Below are 18,434 nucleotides of genomic sequence, written 5' to 3' on the forward strand. Positions count from 1 at the left end.
ATTCTCCTTATATATATGTTCTAACACGATTCAATTTATAATAGTGAAACTTTGCGACGTTATGTAATTACAAAACGCCGAAAATTAAACACGAAAGTTGCACATATATTTTAACACTGCAAATAACGTTGATAGATTTTTGTGCGAAACACTTAGTTATAAAGTATAAAATGAACATTAAATATAACATAATCTATACAAATGTCTAATTTTTTGCGCACATAATCACACATTTTTTCAACACAAATGCACGAAGAAGTAACCAAACGAACAAAAGTCAGACGCTGGCACTATACTGAAACGGATGGAAAAAGAGCTGTAATACATTTGTTTTCCAGTCTCTATAACCAAATGGTAATGATCAAATTGCACTGAAAAGTGCTTGAGTACAGGAGTACACATGACGAGTCCTGTTATTGGCACACCTTGGAAGAAGCTTAACGCTCCAGTTTCCGAGGCTGCTATCGAAGGCGTAGACAAGTACTGGCGTGTTGCCAACTATCTTTCAATCGGCCAAATTTATCTTCGTAGCAACCCTCTAATGAAGGAGCCGTTTACTCGCGAAGACGTTAAGCATCGTCTAGTGGGCCACTGGGGCACCACTCCAGGTCTTAACTTCCTTATCGGCCACATTAACCGTTTCATTGCTGAGCATCAGCAGAACACTGTGATTATCATGGGTCCAGGCCACGGCGGCCCAGCTGGTACTGCTCAGTCCTACCTCGATGGCACTTACACTGAGTACTATCCAAAGATTACAAAGGACGAAGCTGGTTTGCAGAAGTTCTTCCGCCAGTTCTCTTACCCAGGTGGTATTCCTTCTCACTTCGCTCCTGAAACCCCAGGCTCTATCCACGAAGGTGGCGAGCTTGGTTATGCACTCTCCCACGCTTACGGCGCTGTTATGAACAACCCAAGCTTGTTCGTCCCAGCAATCGTTGGCGATGGCGAAGCTGAAACCGGTCCTTTGGCTACTGGTTGGCAGTCCAACAAGCTTGTGAACCCACGTACCGATGGTATCGTGCTTCCAATCTTGCACTTGAATGGTTACAAGATTGCTAACCCAACTATTCTTTCCCGCATTTCCGACGAAGAGCTTCATGAGTTCTTCCACGGCATGGGCTACGAACCATACGAGTTCGTTGCTGGCTTCGACGATGAGGATCACATGTCCATTCACCGTCGCTTCGCCGACATGTTCGAAACCATCTTCGACGAGATTTGCGATATCAAGGCTGAAGCTCAGACCAACGACGTAACACGTCCATTCTACCCAATGATCATCTTCCGCACCCCTAAGGGTTGGACTTGCCCTAAGTTCATCGACGGCAAGAAGACTGAAGGCTCTTGGCGCTCTCACCAGGTGCCACTGGCATCTGCTCGTGATACCGAAGCTCACTTCGAGGTTTTGAAGAACTGGATGAAGTCCTATAAGCCTGAAGAGCTCTTCGACGAAAAGGGTGCTGTGAAGGAAGACGTTCTCTCCTTCATGCCAAAGGGCGAACTCCGTATTGGCGAAAATCCAAACGCCAACGGTGGTCGTATTCGTGAAGATCTTAAGCTTCCAAAGCTTGAAGATTACGAAGTCAAGGAAGTTAAGGAATTCGGTCACGGCTGGGGTCAGCTCGAAGCTACACGTCGTCTTGGCGTTTACACTCGTGACATCATCAAGAACAACCCAGATTCCTTCCGTATCTTCGGCCCAGATGAGACTGCTTCCAACCGTTTGCAGGCTGCTTATGAAGTAACCAACAAGCAGTGGGACGCAGGCTACCTCTCCGAATTAGTCGATGAGCACATGGCAGTTACCGGTCAGGTAACCGAGCAGCTCTCCGAGCACCAGATGGAAGGCTTCCTCGAGGCTTACTTGCTCACCGGTCGTCACGGCATTTGGAGCTCCTACGAGTCCTTCGTACACGTTATCGACTCCATGTTGAACCAGCACGCAAAGTGGCTCGAAGCTACAGTTCGTGAGATTCCATGGCGTAAGCCAATCTCCTCCATGAACTTGTTGGTATCCTCTCACGTATGGCGTCAGGATCACAACGGATTCTCTCATCAGGATCCAGGTGTAACTTCTGTTCTTTTGAACAAGACCTTCAACAACGATCACGTTATCGGCATTTACTTCCCAGTAGATTCCAACATGTTGCTCGCTGTTGGTGAGAAGGTTTACAAGTCCACCAACATGATCAACGCAATCTTCGCTGGTAAGCAACCAGCTGCTACTTGGTTGACCCTCGACGAAGCTCGCGAAGAGCTCGAGAAGGGTGCTGCTGAGTGGAAGTGGGCATCTAACGCTAAGACCAATGACGAAGTTCAGGTTGTTCTCGCTGGTATCGGCGATGTTCCACAGCAGGAATTGATGGCCGCTGCCGACAAGTTGAACAAGCTTGGCGTTAAGTTCAAGGTCGTTAACATTGTTGACTTGCTCAAGTTGCAGTCCGCTAAGGAAAACAACGAGGCTTTGACTGACGAAGAGTTCACTGAGCTCTTCACCGCTGACAAGCCAGTCCTTCTCGCTTACCACTCCTATGCACATGACGTTCGCGGCTTGATCTTCGATCGTCCAAACCACGACAACTTCAACGTCCATGGCTACAAGGAGCAGGGCTCCACCACCACGCCATACGACATGGTTCGCGTTAACGACATGGATCGTTACGAGCTTACCGCTGAAGCTTTGCGCATGGTTGACGCCGATAAGTACGCAGACGAAATCAAGAAGCTCGAAGACTTCCGTCTCGAGGCCTTCCAGTTCGCTGTTGACAAGGGCTACGATCACCCAGACTACACCGATTGGGTATGGCCAGGCGTTAAGACCGACAAGCCAGGCGCTGTCACCGCTACCGCTGCAACCGCAGGCGATAACGAGTAGTTTTAAGCTGATAAAGCTAAAACTGGTTAGCTAAAACATTTCGGGAGTCAATCGAAAGATTGGCTCCCGTTTTGTATATTAAAACAAAAAACTTCATGTTATTAAAACAAACAATGCGATAAAACTGGTTATACTCAAAATAAATTACATTTATAATTACTATTTTGTGCGTGTACAACATAGATAAGCCGTACAATAGAAAAAGTTTGTTCATATTGCAAAATGCAAAACTTACATTAGCAGTATAAACCCTAGCAGTAACACGAAGTATCAAAGGAGAACGCATCGTGTCACATATTAATGTAACAATTATCGGCAACGAAGATATGTACGGCAGAAATGCTGTTGCATTCGGAATAACACATATTCTGTCTAATAACTACAGCACTACTGTTTTTCGTCCATGCGCTCAACCAAATGACACTTTTACTAAGCAACTTTTGGGTATCGCAAATACTTCAACAAAATTAGAACAAGTTATTGCAACAACTCCAGAAATAGTTAGAACAAATAAAGATACAGTGCGCGGAGATATCGTTGCGCGCTATAACGAATTATTGCAATCCACTTCTGCTCAAGCTTCTATTATTGTTTCTAGTGACGCAAACCCCGCATATGATCCAGAACTGTTTTCTTTCGACGCAACTGTTGCAGCTGACTTGGCATCGCCTATTTTTCTCACAGTTTCAGCTCAAGGCAGAAACTCACAACAAATTTTACAAACTATAGATTCTGCAAATGCTTGCGTTATTAAATCATGCACACAAGTTTTAGGAGTATTTGTTACAAACTGCGATCCAGAACTTGGAGCTGAGTTAATGCGTGACTATAGCTCTAGGAATTATGCAAACTCAAACGACGAAGCATCCCGAGTAAGCCAAACTCCATTATGGGTTTTGCCACCAATAGATGAAGAAACTAAAAATTCTTCATTAGAAACATTCGTAAATTGCGTTCGAGAAAATGATGTTCTTAATGCCCTCCACCAACCATTTAAAGCTCCAACTACACCTTATGCTTTCCAATACAGTTTATTAGGGAAAGCAAAAGAAAATAAGAAAACTATAGTTCTTCCAGAAGGAGAAGAAGATCGTATTCTTAAAGCAGCAAGCTATTTGCTAGAACGTGATATTGTAAATCTAATTATCATTGGAGAACGCGAATCTATTCTTGCTCGAGCAGAAGAACTAAATCTAAATTTTCTTTGCAAAGCTAGTTTCCAATCTATGCACGATGAAGCAATGCTAAGCCATATGATTACAAAACTTTGCGAATTAAGAGCAAAGAAAGGAATGACAGAAAAACAAGCACGTGAACAACTAACAGATGCAAGCTACTTCGGCACCATGCTAGTAGTACTAGGTCAAGCAGACGGTCTTGTTTCTGGTTCAGTTAATTCAACTGCAAATACTGTACGACCAGCACTTCAAGTAATTAAAACTAAACCAGGATCAAAACTTGTTTCTGGAGCATTCCTTATGTGCTTCAAAGATCACGTATCTGTATTTGCAGATTGTGCAATCAACCCAAATCCTAGTGCAGAACAGCTTGCTGATATTGCTATTCAGTCTGCACACACTGCTGAGACTTTCGGACTCAATCCTAAAGTTGGAATGCTATCCTATTCAACGCTTGGTTCAGGAAAAGGACCAGATGTTGATACTGTAGAAGAAGCAACACGCATTGCAAAAGAAAAAGCACCTGATTTAGCAATTGTTGGATCTATACAGTTTGATGCAGCATGGTCTCCTACAGTTGCTGCAGCAAAAGCAAAAAATAATAGTATTGCTGGTCATGTGAATGTATTTGTATTCCCTGATTTATGTGCAGGAAATATCGCTTATAAAGCCGTGCAACGCTCTAGCGGAGCTCTGGCTGTTGGTCCAATTTTGCAAGGATTAAATAAGCCTGTAAATGATCTGTCTAGAGGAGCTTTAGTACAAGATATTATTAATACTGTTGCTTTAACCGCGTTAGAAGCACAATCCGAATAAACATAATAAAGCTCCTAAAACAGCATCACAGTGCGTACGTAAACTTGAGGTATTGCATTGCACTCAATATCTTTAAGTTTGTAGGAACTTAACGCTAAACTAGAGCGTGGCAATTTACAAGCCTTATCAGTACTTATGGAGGATGCCCACATGGCAAAAACCGTTCTTGTTATCAATTCTGGTTCCAGTTCGATTAAGTATCAGCTCGTTGACTTGGAAAGCGGTGAAGGTATCGCTTCAGGCATCGTTGAGAAGATTGGCGAACCAGTTGACGGCCACTACAAGCACGTATTCAATGGCGAAAAGCATGAGTTCGATGAGCCAGTTCACGACCACGAGCAGGGCTTGAAGCGCGTACTTGGATTCTTCGAAGAATATGGTCCAAAGCTTTCAGAGTCTGGCATTGTTGCTGTCGGTCACCGCGTTGTTCAGGGTGGCTTAACATTCCCTAAGCCTGCATTAGTCAATGAAAAGACAATCAATAAGGTTAAGGATTTGGCAGTTTTGGCTCCACTTCACAACGGTCCAGAAGCTGTTGGCGCTGAAGTCATGACTGAACTTTTGCCAGATGTTCCACAAATTATGGTATTCGATTCTTCATTCTTCCATGCTTTGCCACAGGTTGCAGCAACTTATGCTTTGAACAAGGAAATCGCAGATCGCTATCATATTCGTCGTTATGGTGCTCACGGCACTTCTCACGAATACATTGGTTCTGTTGTTCCAAGCGTTGTCGGTAAGCCTGCAGAAGGTTTGAAGCAGATTGTTTTGCACATTGGTAACGGTGCTTCTGCTTCTGCTCAGATTTCTGGTAAGCCAGTTGAAACTTCTATGGGCTTAACCCCGCTCGAAGGCTTAATGATGGGCGGCCGCACTGGCGATATTGACCCAGCTGTAGTGTTCCACCTTATTCGCAATGCTCACATGAACGTGGACGAACTTGACACTCTCTTCAACAAGCGTTCCGGCATGATGGGCATGACTGGTCACGGCGATTTACGTGATATTCACAAGCTCATCGCAGAAGGCGATGAAAACGCTAAGCTCGCTCTCGGCGTATACGTACACCGCATTGTTGGATACATTGGCAACTACACTGCTCAAATGGGCGGCGTTGACGTCATTACCTTCACTGCAGGCGTTGGCGAGAACGACGAAATCGTACGCGCTAAAGTATGCGAAAAGCTTGAGCCATTCGGCGTTAAGCTTGACAAGGAAAAGAACCTTGTTCGTTCTAAGGAGCCACGCGTTATTTCCACTCCAGACAGCTCTGTGATTATTGCTGTGATTCCAACGAACGAAGAGTTGGCTATTGCACGCAAGGCTGCAGCTATTGCTGAAGCTGGCGAAGATAGCTACGGCAACAAGTTTAAGCACTAAATCGTTGGCGCTTAACAGCGTAGAACAAACAAATAAATAGATATAAATAATCCCGGGTCAAAAAGGCTCGGGATTATTTATTATTCAAGCATTTTATGCCACATGCCTGGAAAATCAGGAATCGTTTTGCGAGTAGTAGAAATATTTTTGATTCTTATATTTTCTATGCGCAATCCAAGCATTGCAGCAAAAGTTGCCATTCTGTGATCCGCATAAGTTTCCATTACTTCCCCATGCATATGATTACTCGGCTCAATACGAATGCCATCTTCGAGCTCTTTAGCGCCAATCCCAACTCGATTCAATTCATTAACTAAAGCTTGCAAACGATTCGTTTCATGCCCTCTCAAATGCGCGATACCATGAAGTTCACTTGGACCGTCCGCAAACGCAAGAATAGCTGCAATACTAGGAGCAATCTCCCCTGCTGCACTCAAATCAAGATACGGAATTGCTTTAATCGAACCATCGCTTTCCACATGCATTATTCCAGCGTCATCGCTTGTTTTTTCAAAACTAACTTTTGCACACATTTTCTCTAATATTCCAGGAAGCAATCCTCCAGGTTGAGTTGAAGAAAACGGCCAATTAGGTATACTGACACTTCCTCCAGCAATCAATGATGCTCCTAAAAATGGCGCAGCATTAGAAAGATCAGGCTCTATAGTAGCAACGTTAGCTAGATTTATTTTGCTCTCTTTAACATGCCACATTGCGTTGCTAGTCATATTTACAACCCCACCCGCTTTGCAAATATCGTCCATAGTCATGCGAATATGCGGCATACTTGGCAATGTGTCACCAATATGTTTAAGACTTAAGCCTCCAGGTATACGTGAACCAATTAGAAGCATCGCAGAAATAAATTGTGATGATGAAGAAGAATCAATTTGCACGATTTTTTCAGAAGAATTATTTATTTTAAATTCGACTGAAGGTGGCGTAATAGTAAAAGGTAAGAAACCCTCTTCTCCTTGATATTCTACGCGAGCACCAAGCTGCTCTAAACCGTCAAGAACTGGCTTCATAGGACGAGCATAAGCTTGCTTATCGCCATCAAATCGCACAGCTTTATTTGCAAATAAAGCTAAAGCTGCAACGAAACGCATTACAGTTCCAGCTAAACCGCAATACACTTCAGCATTATCTGGAACCCTAAAAATTCCGTCTTCTGGAGGAATTACACGAAGCTTAGTTCCATCTTCATTTAATGACTCACATCTAACGCCAAATGTAGATAAAGCGTTAATCATAAGCTCCGTGTCGCGCGAGCGCAGCAATCCTTGTAAAACTACTGGTTTTGTGTCTAAAGCTGCCAAAATTAAATAACGATTCGACAAAGATTTACTGCCAGGAACCTCAATATAAGCTTTTAATTGATGATTAGCATATGGCGCTTTCCAAGAAGTAGTGCAATCTGCAATATCGTTAACATCACTCATACTATGAATACTATCGATTGACATGTACTGCTAAATAAGAATAAAAAGCAAAAATACGCATATTTCATTAGATATAAAAAAGTCGGGGTGACAGGATTCGAACCTGCGACATCCTGCTCCCAAAGCAGGCGCGCTACCAAACTGCGCTACACCCCGAAGCTTTTGAACTGATTACCAGTTCCAAGCACAATCAATTACAATAGCGCACTTTGCAGACAAATGCAAATTACGACACACGTATTATGAAAATTTTTTCTTCATTACAAAATTCAACTAGCAAAACTCATTACTAGCTACCAAACGATACAATAGAATTAGTTTAAAGAAAAAGGGGCTAAGTATGGGACGCTTCCAGCGAACAGAGGCAATGGGCTTAATATCATTCATAGTTTGCGCAGCTTGTGGAATGATTATTATGAGAATGTATATGACAACAATGCCAGCGTTTTGGCAAATTAGTCAGCGACTATTCCTTACAGCTTCAACTATTGTGTCTTTGTGCAGCGTAGGCGCTTTTATTGTTGGATACTTGCGTACAAATAAAAAAGTTATCAGCCATCACTTAATTCGAGTAGCTAAGCACGCGTTTGAAATAACAGCGCTTTCTACGATTTACGGCGCAACGATGTTTCTTATGTCTTTTGCTTTGCTATCTATTATTAATAGCATTATTGGCAGAGCAGCAATGAACAGTTATTTACCAGTATTATGCTCAGCCTTATCTGGAATCGTTGGATACGCAACTCTTATTCAAGCTGAACTTCTCGAAGCTAAAACAGTGGCTTCCCTCCTTCCATTATTCGTTATTTCTGGAGCTGCAACTGCAGGTCTTACAACAGATGATCCGTACTGGTATAACAATAATTTCTCTCAACTTGGAGACCGCACAACATTTGCAGCCAGTATGTTTAACGCGACACTTGTTTTGTCAGGAATTTGCATTATCATAACGAGCTACTTTGCTATTACTGAATTCGTTGCAACGCAGCATGAAATGTCGCAACACAATAGCCAAAACTTGATTAAACACTTCAAGATGCGCACAACTGTTATGGCAGCTTTGCTTATTCTTGGAGGAATATCGTTTATTGGAATAGGAACTTTTAGATACACACCACATCCTTTCTTACATGATTTATGTGCTCGAGGCGTGACAGGATTAATTTGCACAATGCTTATTTGCCTTCCATGGCTTGCTCCTAGACTTTCTCGCACATTCTATGTTGCTTCCGATTTAGCAGTTGTTCTTACTGCGTGGGCAGGAAATCAGTGGATGCATGGAAATAATACTCTTACAAATGTTGAAGCGTTATCATGTCTGCTATTTCTTGGATGGATTATTGTATTTTCAAGACAAGTTGCTGCTATGCAAAGCGATCGTCTTCAATCAAAAATAAATCAAGCTTTAATACTAAATAGAAGCTCAAAAGCACAAATATAATAAGAACAAAAAATAAATTAAACTAACAAAAGCAGCGTAGAAACTTAAATTTCTGCGCTGCTTTTAGTTTTTACAAGTCACGAACTTCTTTAGAAATAAAGCATAATACTCAACATTCTGGCTTATGCTCGCTCATAAGAAGCAAGAAACTACGAGATTGTGCGACAATATTAAATCCTGCTTCATATAACAATTCCGGACCCTTTGGATTATATGTGTCCACAATCAACTTCCACTTTTCACCATAACGTTTATCTGGCAATGTAAAAGTAATAGGTTCATAATGCGCATTAAAAATAAGAATAAAGTCATTATCAACCATTCTTGTCCCATACCAGTCAGTTTCTGGAATATCAGAACCATTCAAATAAATCATCACAGATAAAGCATGAGTATTTGACCAGTCCTCCATATCCATAACAGTACCGTTATGGTCAAGCCATTCAACTTGTGGAATATCGCTTACATCATCTCCAGCAGAACGACCTGTAAAGAAACGACGACGATGTAACACTGGATGCTTCAAACGCAAGTGAATAAGCTTGGAAACGAAATCGAACATATCTCGTTGAGTTTCGTTATAATCCCAACTTATCCACGAAATAGCGTTATCTTGGCAATAAGCATTGTTATTACCATTCTGCGTGCGCATGACTTCATCACCAGCGCATATCATAGGAATACCCTGGCTCATCAAAAGAGTTGAGAACAAATTACGTATTTGACGTTCACGCAATTCGTTAACATCGTGAATATTAGTAGGTCCTTCAACACCGCAATTCCACGAACGATTGTCGTTCGCACCATCGCAATTGCCTTCTTTATTAGCTTCATTATGCTTTTCGTTATAGCTAACTAAATCGTTCATAGTGAAGCCATCGTGAGCTGTAATAAAGTTCACGGAAGCTACAGGCTTTCGTCCATTTTGCTCATACAAATCTGAGCTACCCATAAGCCTGCTAGCAAATTCAGGTAATGTAGATGGTTGTGAACGCCAAAAGTCGCGGACACAATCGCGATATCTTCCATTCCACTCAGACCAACTTGGAGGGAATCCACCAACTTGATATCCACCAACACCAATATCCCAAGGCTCAGCAATAAGCTTCACACTTGAAATAATAGGATCCTGCTCAATAATGTCGAAGAATGCAGAAAGTTTATCTACTTCTTGGAACTGACGCGCAAGAGTTGCTGCTAAATCGAAACGGAAGCCATCGACATGCATTTCAGTTACCCAATAACGCAAACTATCTGTAATCAACCGCAATGCTTTTGGAGAACGCATAAGTAAGGAATTACCAGTACCAGTAGTATCAAAATAATGACGCTGATCATTATCTACAAGACGATAATATGCGCGATTATCAATACCACGGAAACTCAAAGTAGGACCACGGTCATTGCCTTCAGCAGTGTGATTGTAGACAACGTCTAGAATCACTTCCATGCCTGCAGCATGATATGCCTTAACCATTGACTTAAATTCGTTAACCTGTTCTCCACGCTGACCAGAGCTGGAGTAAGAATTTTGAGGAGCAAAGAAGCCAATAGTATTGTATCCCCAGTAATTGCTTAATCCTTTATTTTGCAAGAAAGAATCGTTTACAAACTGATGAATAGGCATCAATTCTATTGCAGTAACACCAAGCTTCTTTAAATAAGAAATAACGCTTGGATGTGCAAGTCCAGCATAAGTGCCTCTAATATCTGGAGGAACACGTTTATCAAGATTAGTCATTCCACGAACATGAGCTTCGTAAATAACAGAATCATGATACGGAATCATAGGGTGTTGATCATTACCCCAATCAAAATACGGGTTAATAACTGCAGCCTTCATCGTATGATCTGCAGAATCCAAAGTATTCATTGCTGAAATATCATCTGGATTATCAAACCAATACGAGAAAAGACTCTCATCTCCGTCTATATTTCCTTCAATCGCCTTGGCATACGGGTCAAGCAACAACTTATTAGGATTGCACCATAAACCATGAGAAGGATCATAAGGTCCGTGAACACGATAACCATAACGCTGACCAGGCTGTATGCCTGAAACATAGTTATGCCACACGTATGAGTTCTGCTCAGTCATGTCAATACGTGTTTCGTTATCATGCTCATCGAATAAACATAATTCAACGCGCTTTGCAACTTCGGAAAACAGCGCAAAATTCACGCCAGCGCCATCATAGTTTGCGCCAAGCGGATACATGGAACCTGGTCGTATATGCATAATATAAGTATCTCATATATTCGAATAGTTTTCACGTCATGTTGACGTTATTTAAAAAAAGCTTTAATTTTAATGAAAGCCTCAATTAATAACGTAATTCCATGGATCGCAAGCTTCGCCTAACCAAGCAACTTCTGGACGCTCTCCATACATTTCTTCTATGCAATCAGCAATATCATTAATTGCATAAGTAAACCATAATGATTCAATAGCGCTATGAGAAGTATTAATAATCATAGGATATGCGCGTTGAATGTAATCTTCACCAGAAGAAAGACGCAATTTCGATTCATATTTAGCTCGCTCAATTGCGTCAAGCGCAGGATGATGACGCAAATCGCTTGTAACATATACGTCAACTTTTTGCTTGCGAACTTCATCTAGCAAGCTTTCCCCAGAACCAGGCAAAACAGCTACTGTACTAACTTTTGCGTCAAGATTTCCAGCAACTTGAATACCAACTTTCGTATGAGGAAGAACATTAAAAACATTTTGCGCAAAATCACGCAATGATATTGGCATATCCAAAACGCCAATTCTACCTAAACCAATATTTCGTCCAGCAGAATCGATCTGCTTGGAAACAACAATTGGACGCAAATTGTGAAGACCAAAATACTCTGCTGCAGTATGAGCAACTCCGCGCCACGCGACATCCGCATTAGTGTGACCAACCCATAGCGCACAATTATTACTAATTAAGCGCTGCACAATTTCGCCACGAACAGTTTCGTTTGAAACCCCATGCACTGCCTTAAAAAATAGAGGATGATGAGTTATTAATAAGTTTGCTCCCATTGATAACGCGCGATCAACTGCGCTAATCGTAGGATCGCTAACGCATACGATTCGCTGAATTTGAGAATGCAAATCTCCAACAATAAGACCTGGCTCATCCCATTCTTCAGCAAAGCTCAATGGATATAACGTTTCTATAGCTTCAATTACTTTGCTTAATCTAATCATTTCTTCTCCCTTTAAGTAGTGTTAATGCGCTGCTAATTGCCAATCTACACCAACTCCAGTAGAAACATTAAGAGGAACGTCTAAATTCACAGCATTTTCCATAGCTTTGCGCACAATATTTTCTACCTGCTCTTGCTCACCATGTGAAATTTCTAAAATCAATTCATCATGTATTTGCAATATTACGCGGCTGCGCACTTTTGCTTCGCGCAATCCCAAATCAACACGAAGCATAGCAAGTTTCATAATATCCGCGGCAGTACCTTGTATTGGAGCATTAAGAGCTCCGCGCTCAGCAGCTTCACGGGATGCACGATTATTGGAAGACAGTTGCGGGAAATACCTACGCCGACCAAACATAGTTTCTGTATACCCAAGTTCTTTTGCCTTCGACACAAGAGATTCCAAATAGTCATGAACATTGCCAAAAGTATCAAAATACTTATTTTTTAACATTTCAGCTTCAGCCGGACTAATAGCAAGCTGTTTTGCTAACCCATAAGTACTCAATCCATATGCCAATCCATAGCTCATAGCTTTTACGTGAGAACGTTGATCCGGACTTACTTGTTCAACAGGAATCTTATAAACTAAGCTAGCAACATATTTATGAAAATCTACGCCGGAACGGAATGCTTCAATAAGAGTTTTATCATGAGATGCATGAGCCATAATACGAAGCTCAACTTGTGAATAATCACAACTCATTAAATATTCAAATTCTTCTCCTGGAATAAAAGCAGCACGAATTTCGCGACCAGCAGCATTCCTATTAGGAATATTTTGAAGATTAGGATCAGCAGAACTCAAACGACCAGTTGCTGCAATAGTCTGCTCAAAAGTTGTATGGATGCGCCTATCGTCATAATGAGCTGCATCAATTAAACTTTGCACAATCTGCTTCAATTTATTAGTTTCACGATGTTTAAGTAGCGCACCCAAGAATTGACTTGCAGGCTCTTCTGGATCAAGTTTAACGTACATAGCTTGTAAAGCTTCTGCATTAGTCGTGTACGAGCCATTCTTTGTACGACGAGTAGGCTTAAGACCAAAATGCTCAAAAAGTATTTGCTGCAACTGCTTAGGGCTTTGTAAATTAACAGAACTACCTGCAACTTTCCAAGCCATATTTTGTGCAAACTCAGCATCTGCAGAAAATTGCTTAAGCATACCACTTAAACGTTGCATATCAACTGCAGCACCGACGTCTTCCATGCCACGCAAAACTCGCGAAATAGGCATTTCCAAATCAGTCATCAAACCAGTTTGTTTTCTATCGTCAAGTGTTGAAGCAAAATGAGAAGCCAAAAGACGAATAAGAAGCACAGTTCTTAAGAATTTTGCTTCACGTGCTTGAGTTTGCTTTTCATTAGTTTCTTCTTCACTAGCTGGCATTTCATCGTCAATAAGAAGATCAAGCTCACCTTGCTTAGCTTCATTTTCACACAAATTATCTTCATCTGGCTGAATGTCTAAATAATGTTCAGCCATATTTTCTAAAGTTTCAGCTCGAAAATCAGGCTCCAATAAATATGATGCCAATCGAGTATCAAGAAGTGGAGTACCGAATGAATTATTAGAATCGAATAATTTTAACGATTTTAGCAATCCCAAATGCTTTTTATAATCATGCAATACTGTTATTGAAGAATTTTTTTGCAAGAACTTTCGCAACATCTCGAGTAAAGCTCGATCTGCCGATTGCAAATCAGACGCATACAATAATACAGCTTTATTAGCAACAAGAATTATTAAAGAATCTGCAGTCAACTCAAAATGATGTTTTGAATTCTTATTGCACTCATGAGCGTATATTACAACTTCTTGATTTTTCAGTATAGACTCGGCACATTTACGAGAATTATTTATAATTTTTTCGGAACTTAATTCTTCAAAAGTGTCTTCAGTATTTTTTGAATCTTTCTTTATTTCTGTATAGAGCAAAGAAGAAACGGAATTCTCCCAATTAATAAAGTCTTCTACATTTTTAACATGATGCAAGTCAATTCTTGCTAGCATTTCTTGAAAATTTTCTGCATCAATATTTGATTGATCGCTTTGAGCTAGCTTATCGTTATTAGAATCACCTTCATACGTAGACGAAAACATTATACGCATATTATTTTCAATAGATTGTTGCGTACCGTTGCTAAAAGTTTTGAGAATCTTTCTCTTTTTTAATTCGCCAAATTCAAGTTGAGACAGCAAGATTCCTAATTTTGCAGCATCAACCTCACCGAAGCACAAATCATCTACAGTTACGCCTAAATCCAAATCGCAAACTAAAGCATTAACTTTACGGTTTAAACGAACTTGATCAATATTTTCTCTTAAAGCTTCTCCCTTTTTACCACTAATCTCATTCGAATGTTCAATAATATTTTCTAGGCTTCCAAATTGATTAATCCATTTAGCAGCGTACCCATCCCCAACACCTGGAACTCCTGGAATATTATCTGCAGTTTCTCCTCTTAACGCTGCTAAATCAGGATATTGCTTAGGCGTAACATGATATTTTTCAAAAACAGCATCCTTATCCATTTCTTTTAAATCTTTAAAATGCTGTCCTGGATACAAAACAGTAATATTGTCATCTATAAGTTGGAATGCATCACGATCGCCAGAAAGCACCAAAGTTCTATAACCGGCATTCGCTCCCATTGTTGCAAGAGTGCCGATAACATCATCACCTTCATAACCTGGTTTCTCAATATAAGTTACACCAAGAGCTTTAAGCATCTGCTGAATAATAGGAAGCTGCGAAAGTAGCTCCTGAGGAGCAGCATCACGAGTACCTTTATATTGAGGAAGCATAGTATTTCTAAAAGTTCCACCTTTAACGTCAAAAGCAATAGCTAAGCGGTCAGGCTTCTCTTTTTTTACAACCTGCGAAAGCATAGTAATAAATCCCCAAATGGAATTCGTTGCTTGCCCAGAGCGAGTAGAAAAATTATCTGCAGATATTGCAAAAAAAGCACGGAACGCGAGAGAATGGCCATCAACAACCAACAACGTTCCTTTCTCATTCTTATTTTCCGAAGAATGTTCTTCAACGATGTTGGTATTCACTGTTGACTACTCACCCACGTTCCGTAAATTACTAATAAATAACTATGCGCTTATATAAAAATGAACAAATATAGCCCTACTAATTTTCAGATGAAGATTCTACTTTATCATCGCTATACTTTGCAATAATAGCCATTGCAAGACGCTTCTTAGGGATACGCTGATCCATAGAAGTTTTTTGAATCCAGCGGAAAGCACCCTGTTCAGAGAATCCAGCCTTATCCATAAGAAGACCCTTAGCACGATCTACAAGCTTACGTTCTTCTAAAGTATCTTCAGCTTTCTTCAACTTTTCTTCTGTTTTCTTCAACTGATCTTCAGCATCGTGTAACTTGTTTTCTGCACGTTCAACACTATCTAATAAATCGTTGATTTCACTAAAGCGACCCATAGCAACTTCCAAAGCAGGAAGAAGTTTAGATTCTTCATACGGTTTAGTAACGTACGCCATCGCTCCAGCACCAGTTGCTTGTTTTACTAAATCTGACTGTGAAAAAGCAGTGAGCATTACTACAGGAGCAATATTCTCATCACAGATTGTTGCAGCAGCAGTAATGCCATCCATAACAGGCATCTTAACATCCATGCACACAACATCTGGATGATTTTCACGAGTCAACTCAATAGCTTCTTGACCGTTAGCAGCCTGACCTACAACTTGATATCCGTTATCTTCAAGCATTGCAACTAAATCCATGCGATTAACTGATTCATCTTCTGCAACTACAACAGTACGAATATGATTGTTTTTCTTTTCTTTAGATTCTCGCTGAGCAGCTTCATCATCTGCAGCTTTGCGCAGCTCATCATCAGTAAGTACCTCAGGCATCGCTGGCTCTGTCCCTTCATTTTCATCCATACCTGGCATGTTCAAAACCTCACTTCATTGCCACACATTCACAGGGCAACATAGCCATGCATCTTTAACATGGCGCTCACGCAACGGCACACTCATAAACATTAGTGGAAATTGCGCATCATAACGCAATTGCATGTCATTAAAATACCGCACGCGCACCATGTTTGTGTCAATTAATAATATCATAAGAATTGCAAGACGCGCGAATAAGCACATACAATTAGCACTATTTTGCTTATTTTATATAATCGCAGATAATAATACAGCTAGCGCACCAAGTATTGCCTGAGCAACGCACATAGGAAAAGCATTCTTGTAATCACCTATAAGCACACATTTAGTAAACTTATAAGCTTTAATTGCAATGACTAACAATAAGAGCCACTGAAAAGCAGCAAAAAATAAATGCCACGAAGAATTGCATACAATCGCACTAAAACTGAGGAAAATTTCAACACTATAGAATCGCCATATTGACGGCACTGCGGAAGGTAACGCAATAATCAAAACAGAATATGCAATCAAAAGAACAGCAGAAACAATGCTCATAGCAGCGCATAAACGCCTACCATTGCGCTCGCCAATTTTAACCATAGCAGTTATTTTTCCATGCTCTTTATCGCTTTTAATATCTCGAAGATTGTTTACCATCATTAAGCAAGCCGAATAAGCACCAGGAATGCAAGATACTAGCACGCAAGCCAAAATCCTTTGCCTGTTATTGATAAATATGCTAGTTTCTGGAATACCAATTCCGTATGTAATTGCGCATAACGAACCAATAAAAGGAACAGGACCGAAAAATACAAACGCACTTACTTCTCCCCAACCCTTATAACCGTAAGGATGTTTACCTCCTGCATAAAACCATGCTGCAGCAAAGCACGCAATTCCAAGTAAAATAAACCAATATATCCCAGTTCGCAAAACAATAATCAAACCAAAAATACAAGAAATAAAAGCAGAAATTATTACAGCTTTAAGCACAGATTTCGAGGAAATTCCAGCATTTGCAAGGCGCCAAGATACATCGCATAAAGGCTTTGAATTATTGCTACTTAAAGCACGCAAACTACGATTCTCATCCAAGCCATTCAATCCGTCACAATAATCATTGGCATAATTGACGGCGATTTGTATAAACGCAGCAACCATGCAGCACAAGAAAAATTGTGTAAAACATTGCTCTAGATGCATAATTGGTTCTTCAAAATACGAAAATCGCATCATTCTAAATGAAACCGCAAACGCCATAACAACAGGAACTAAGCCTATTGGAAGCGTGTAAATTCTCGCACCCTTAAGCCAAATTTTTACACTTTTCATCAAAAGCCTCATAAATTATTTATGATTTATTTATTTATGATTTACACAAATATTTTACACTAAATTTGGCAAAAAGATTGAAGTGCATATTGGTAAAGCAATAATAAGTGCAGAAATAACTAAAGACAAGAATCCACGCCATCCGAATGGGTATTTGTAATACGAAGACTTGCGTGTACGCAAATAAAATCCGCGCTCTTCCGCTGCTAGCGCAGAACTATCTGCTTTGCGCACTGAAGAAACCAAAAGAGGCACAATAAGAGGCATCATAAGTTTTAATTTTTTAAATGGATTTTTACTATCGTATTCAACTCCGCGAGCCATTTGAGCTTCTGTGATTTGAGACATTTCTTGCGCAAAAATAGGCACAAAACGAACCGCAGTAGTTATAGTAAAAGCATAACAATATGGAATATGCAAATATTGGACTACAGCATTTGCAAGATCGTTTAATTTAGTTACTGTTAGCACTGTAACAAGAGGAAAAGCAAAACAGAACAAACGCAAAGAAGCTTTCGCTCCAATATCAATACCTCTTAACGTAAACCATAGAAAAATATAGTTTCCACTTTGAGCAATAACAGTTTGTAGCAAAAACATTACGCAAGAAATTATTAGCATAGCTTTAATAAGGCCAAATAATGTTTTAACAACATGAGTAAAAGCCATGCCAACAAAAATAATAACAGCGAGCGCAATAAGTACAGAATACTGTTTAGCAATAAATACGCTTATTACAATACTCGCAGCAAGAATTAGCTTCGCAATAGGGTTTGTGCGGTGAAGAAATGTGTTGCCTGATTGATATGTTAATAGTCTCGTTTTCATAAATATCAGATG

Annotated in this window: 11 protein-coding genes and 1 tRNA gene; 4 read left to right on the forward strand and 8 right to left on the reverse strand. The window is 40.4% G+C overall.

Features of this window, described 5'->3' with window-relative positions; genetic code table 11:
- Positions 1-400: 400 nt before the first annotated feature.
- The 3 genes from AC1EK3_RS02360 (at position 401) to AC1EK3_RS02370 (ending at position 6,252) form a co-directional block, all read left to right on the forward strand.
- Entirely contained in the window at positions 401-2,878 is a 2,478-nt protein-coding gene (locus AC1EK3_RS02360; protein ID WP_415689872.1) for a phosphoketolase, read from the forward strand.
- 287 nt (positions 2,879-3,165) lie between these two features.
- Positions 3,166-4,872, forward strand: coding sequence for a phosphate acetyltransferase (gene pta, locus AC1EK3_RS02365; RefSeq protein WP_480033376.1), 1,707 nt, complete (start codon positions 3,166-3,168; stop codon positions 4,870-4,872).
- Between the two features lie 150 nt (positions 4,873-5,022).
- The gene (locus AC1EK3_RS02370) at positions 5,023-6,252 is read left to right on the forward strand and encodes an acetate/propionate family kinase (protein ID WP_004134844.1); all 1,230 of its coding nucleotides are present in this window, start codon (positions 5,023-5,025) and stop codon (positions 6,250-6,252) included.
- Between the two features lie 80 nt (positions 6,253-6,332).
- Here AC1EK3_RS02370 and aroA read toward each other — a convergent pair whose 3' ends face one another.
- Both aroA and AC1EK3_RS02380 read right to left on the reverse strand, forming a co-directional pair.
- Positions 6,333-7,694 (reverse strand): 3-phosphoshikimate 1-carboxyvinyltransferase, encoded by a 1,362-nt coding sequence (aroA, locus tag AC1EK3_RS02375; protein ID WP_480033375.1) that lies wholly within the window; start codon positions 7,692-7,694, stop codon positions 6,333-6,335.
- An 82-nt stretch (positions 7,695-7,776) separates the two neighbouring features.
- Positions 7,777-7,850: transfer RNA gene (locus AC1EK3_RS02380), tRNA-Pro, on the reverse strand.
- Positions 7,851-8,034: 184 nt separating this feature from the next.
- Between AC1EK3_RS02380 and AC1EK3_RS02385 the strand changes: the two genes are divergently transcribed.
- A complete protein-coding gene (locus AC1EK3_RS02385; protein WP_480033374.1) occupies positions 8,035-9,135 on the forward strand; it encodes an ABC transporter permease in 1,101 nt (366 codons plus the stop codon).
- A 109-nt stretch (positions 9,136-9,244) separates the two neighbouring features.
- Here the strand turns inward: AC1EK3_RS02385 and glgX are convergent, their stop codons facing one another.
- The 6 genes from glgX to AC1EK3_RS02415 all read right to left on the reverse strand — a co-directional run bounded on the left by glgX (position 9,245) and on the right by AC1EK3_RS02415 (position 18,422).
- Positions 9,245-11,374 carry a glycogen debranching protein GlgX gene (gene glgX, locus AC1EK3_RS02390; protein ID WP_119527637.1) on the reverse strand — a complete coding sequence of 710 codons (2,130 nt, stop codon included), beginning with the start codon at positions 11,372-11,374 and terminating at the stop codon, positions 9,245-9,247.
- Positions 11,375-11,455: 81 nt separating this feature from the next.
- Positions 11,456-12,340, reverse strand: a complete 885-nt coding sequence (locus AC1EK3_RS02395; RefSeq protein WP_480033373.1) for a Nif3-like dinuclear metal center hexameric protein — start codon at positions 12,338-12,340, stop codon at positions 11,456-11,458.
- A gap of 21 nt (positions 12,341-12,361) precedes the next feature.
- Positions 12,362-15,409, reverse strand: a complete 3,048-nt coding sequence (polA, locus tag AC1EK3_RS02400) for a DNA polymerase I (RefSeq protein ID WP_480033372.1) — start codon at positions 15,407-15,409, stop codon at positions 12,362-12,364.
- Between the two features lie 79 nt (positions 15,410-15,488).
- Positions 15,489-16,277 (reverse strand): ANTAR domain-containing response regulator, encoded by a 789-nt coding sequence (locus AC1EK3_RS02405; protein ID WP_391496405.1) that lies wholly within the window; start codon positions 16,275-16,277, stop codon positions 15,489-15,491.
- A gap of 231 nt (positions 16,278-16,508) precedes the next feature.
- On the reverse strand, positions 16,509-17,594 hold the full coding sequence (menA, locus tag AC1EK3_RS02410; protein WP_480033371.1) for a 1,4-dihydroxy-2-naphthoate octaprenyltransferase: 1,086 nt from the start codon (positions 17,592-17,594) through the stop codon (positions 16,509-16,511).
- Between the two features lie 54 nt (positions 17,595-17,648).
- Positions 17,649-18,422, reverse strand: a complete 774-nt coding sequence (locus AC1EK3_RS02415) for an energy-coupling factor transporter transmembrane component T family protein (protein ID WP_004106997.1) — start codon at positions 18,420-18,422, stop codon at positions 17,649-17,651.
- Positions 18,423-18,434 lie beyond the last annotated feature (12 nt).

It is taken from the genome of Gardnerella sp. C0026F2, from assembly GCF_056590715.1.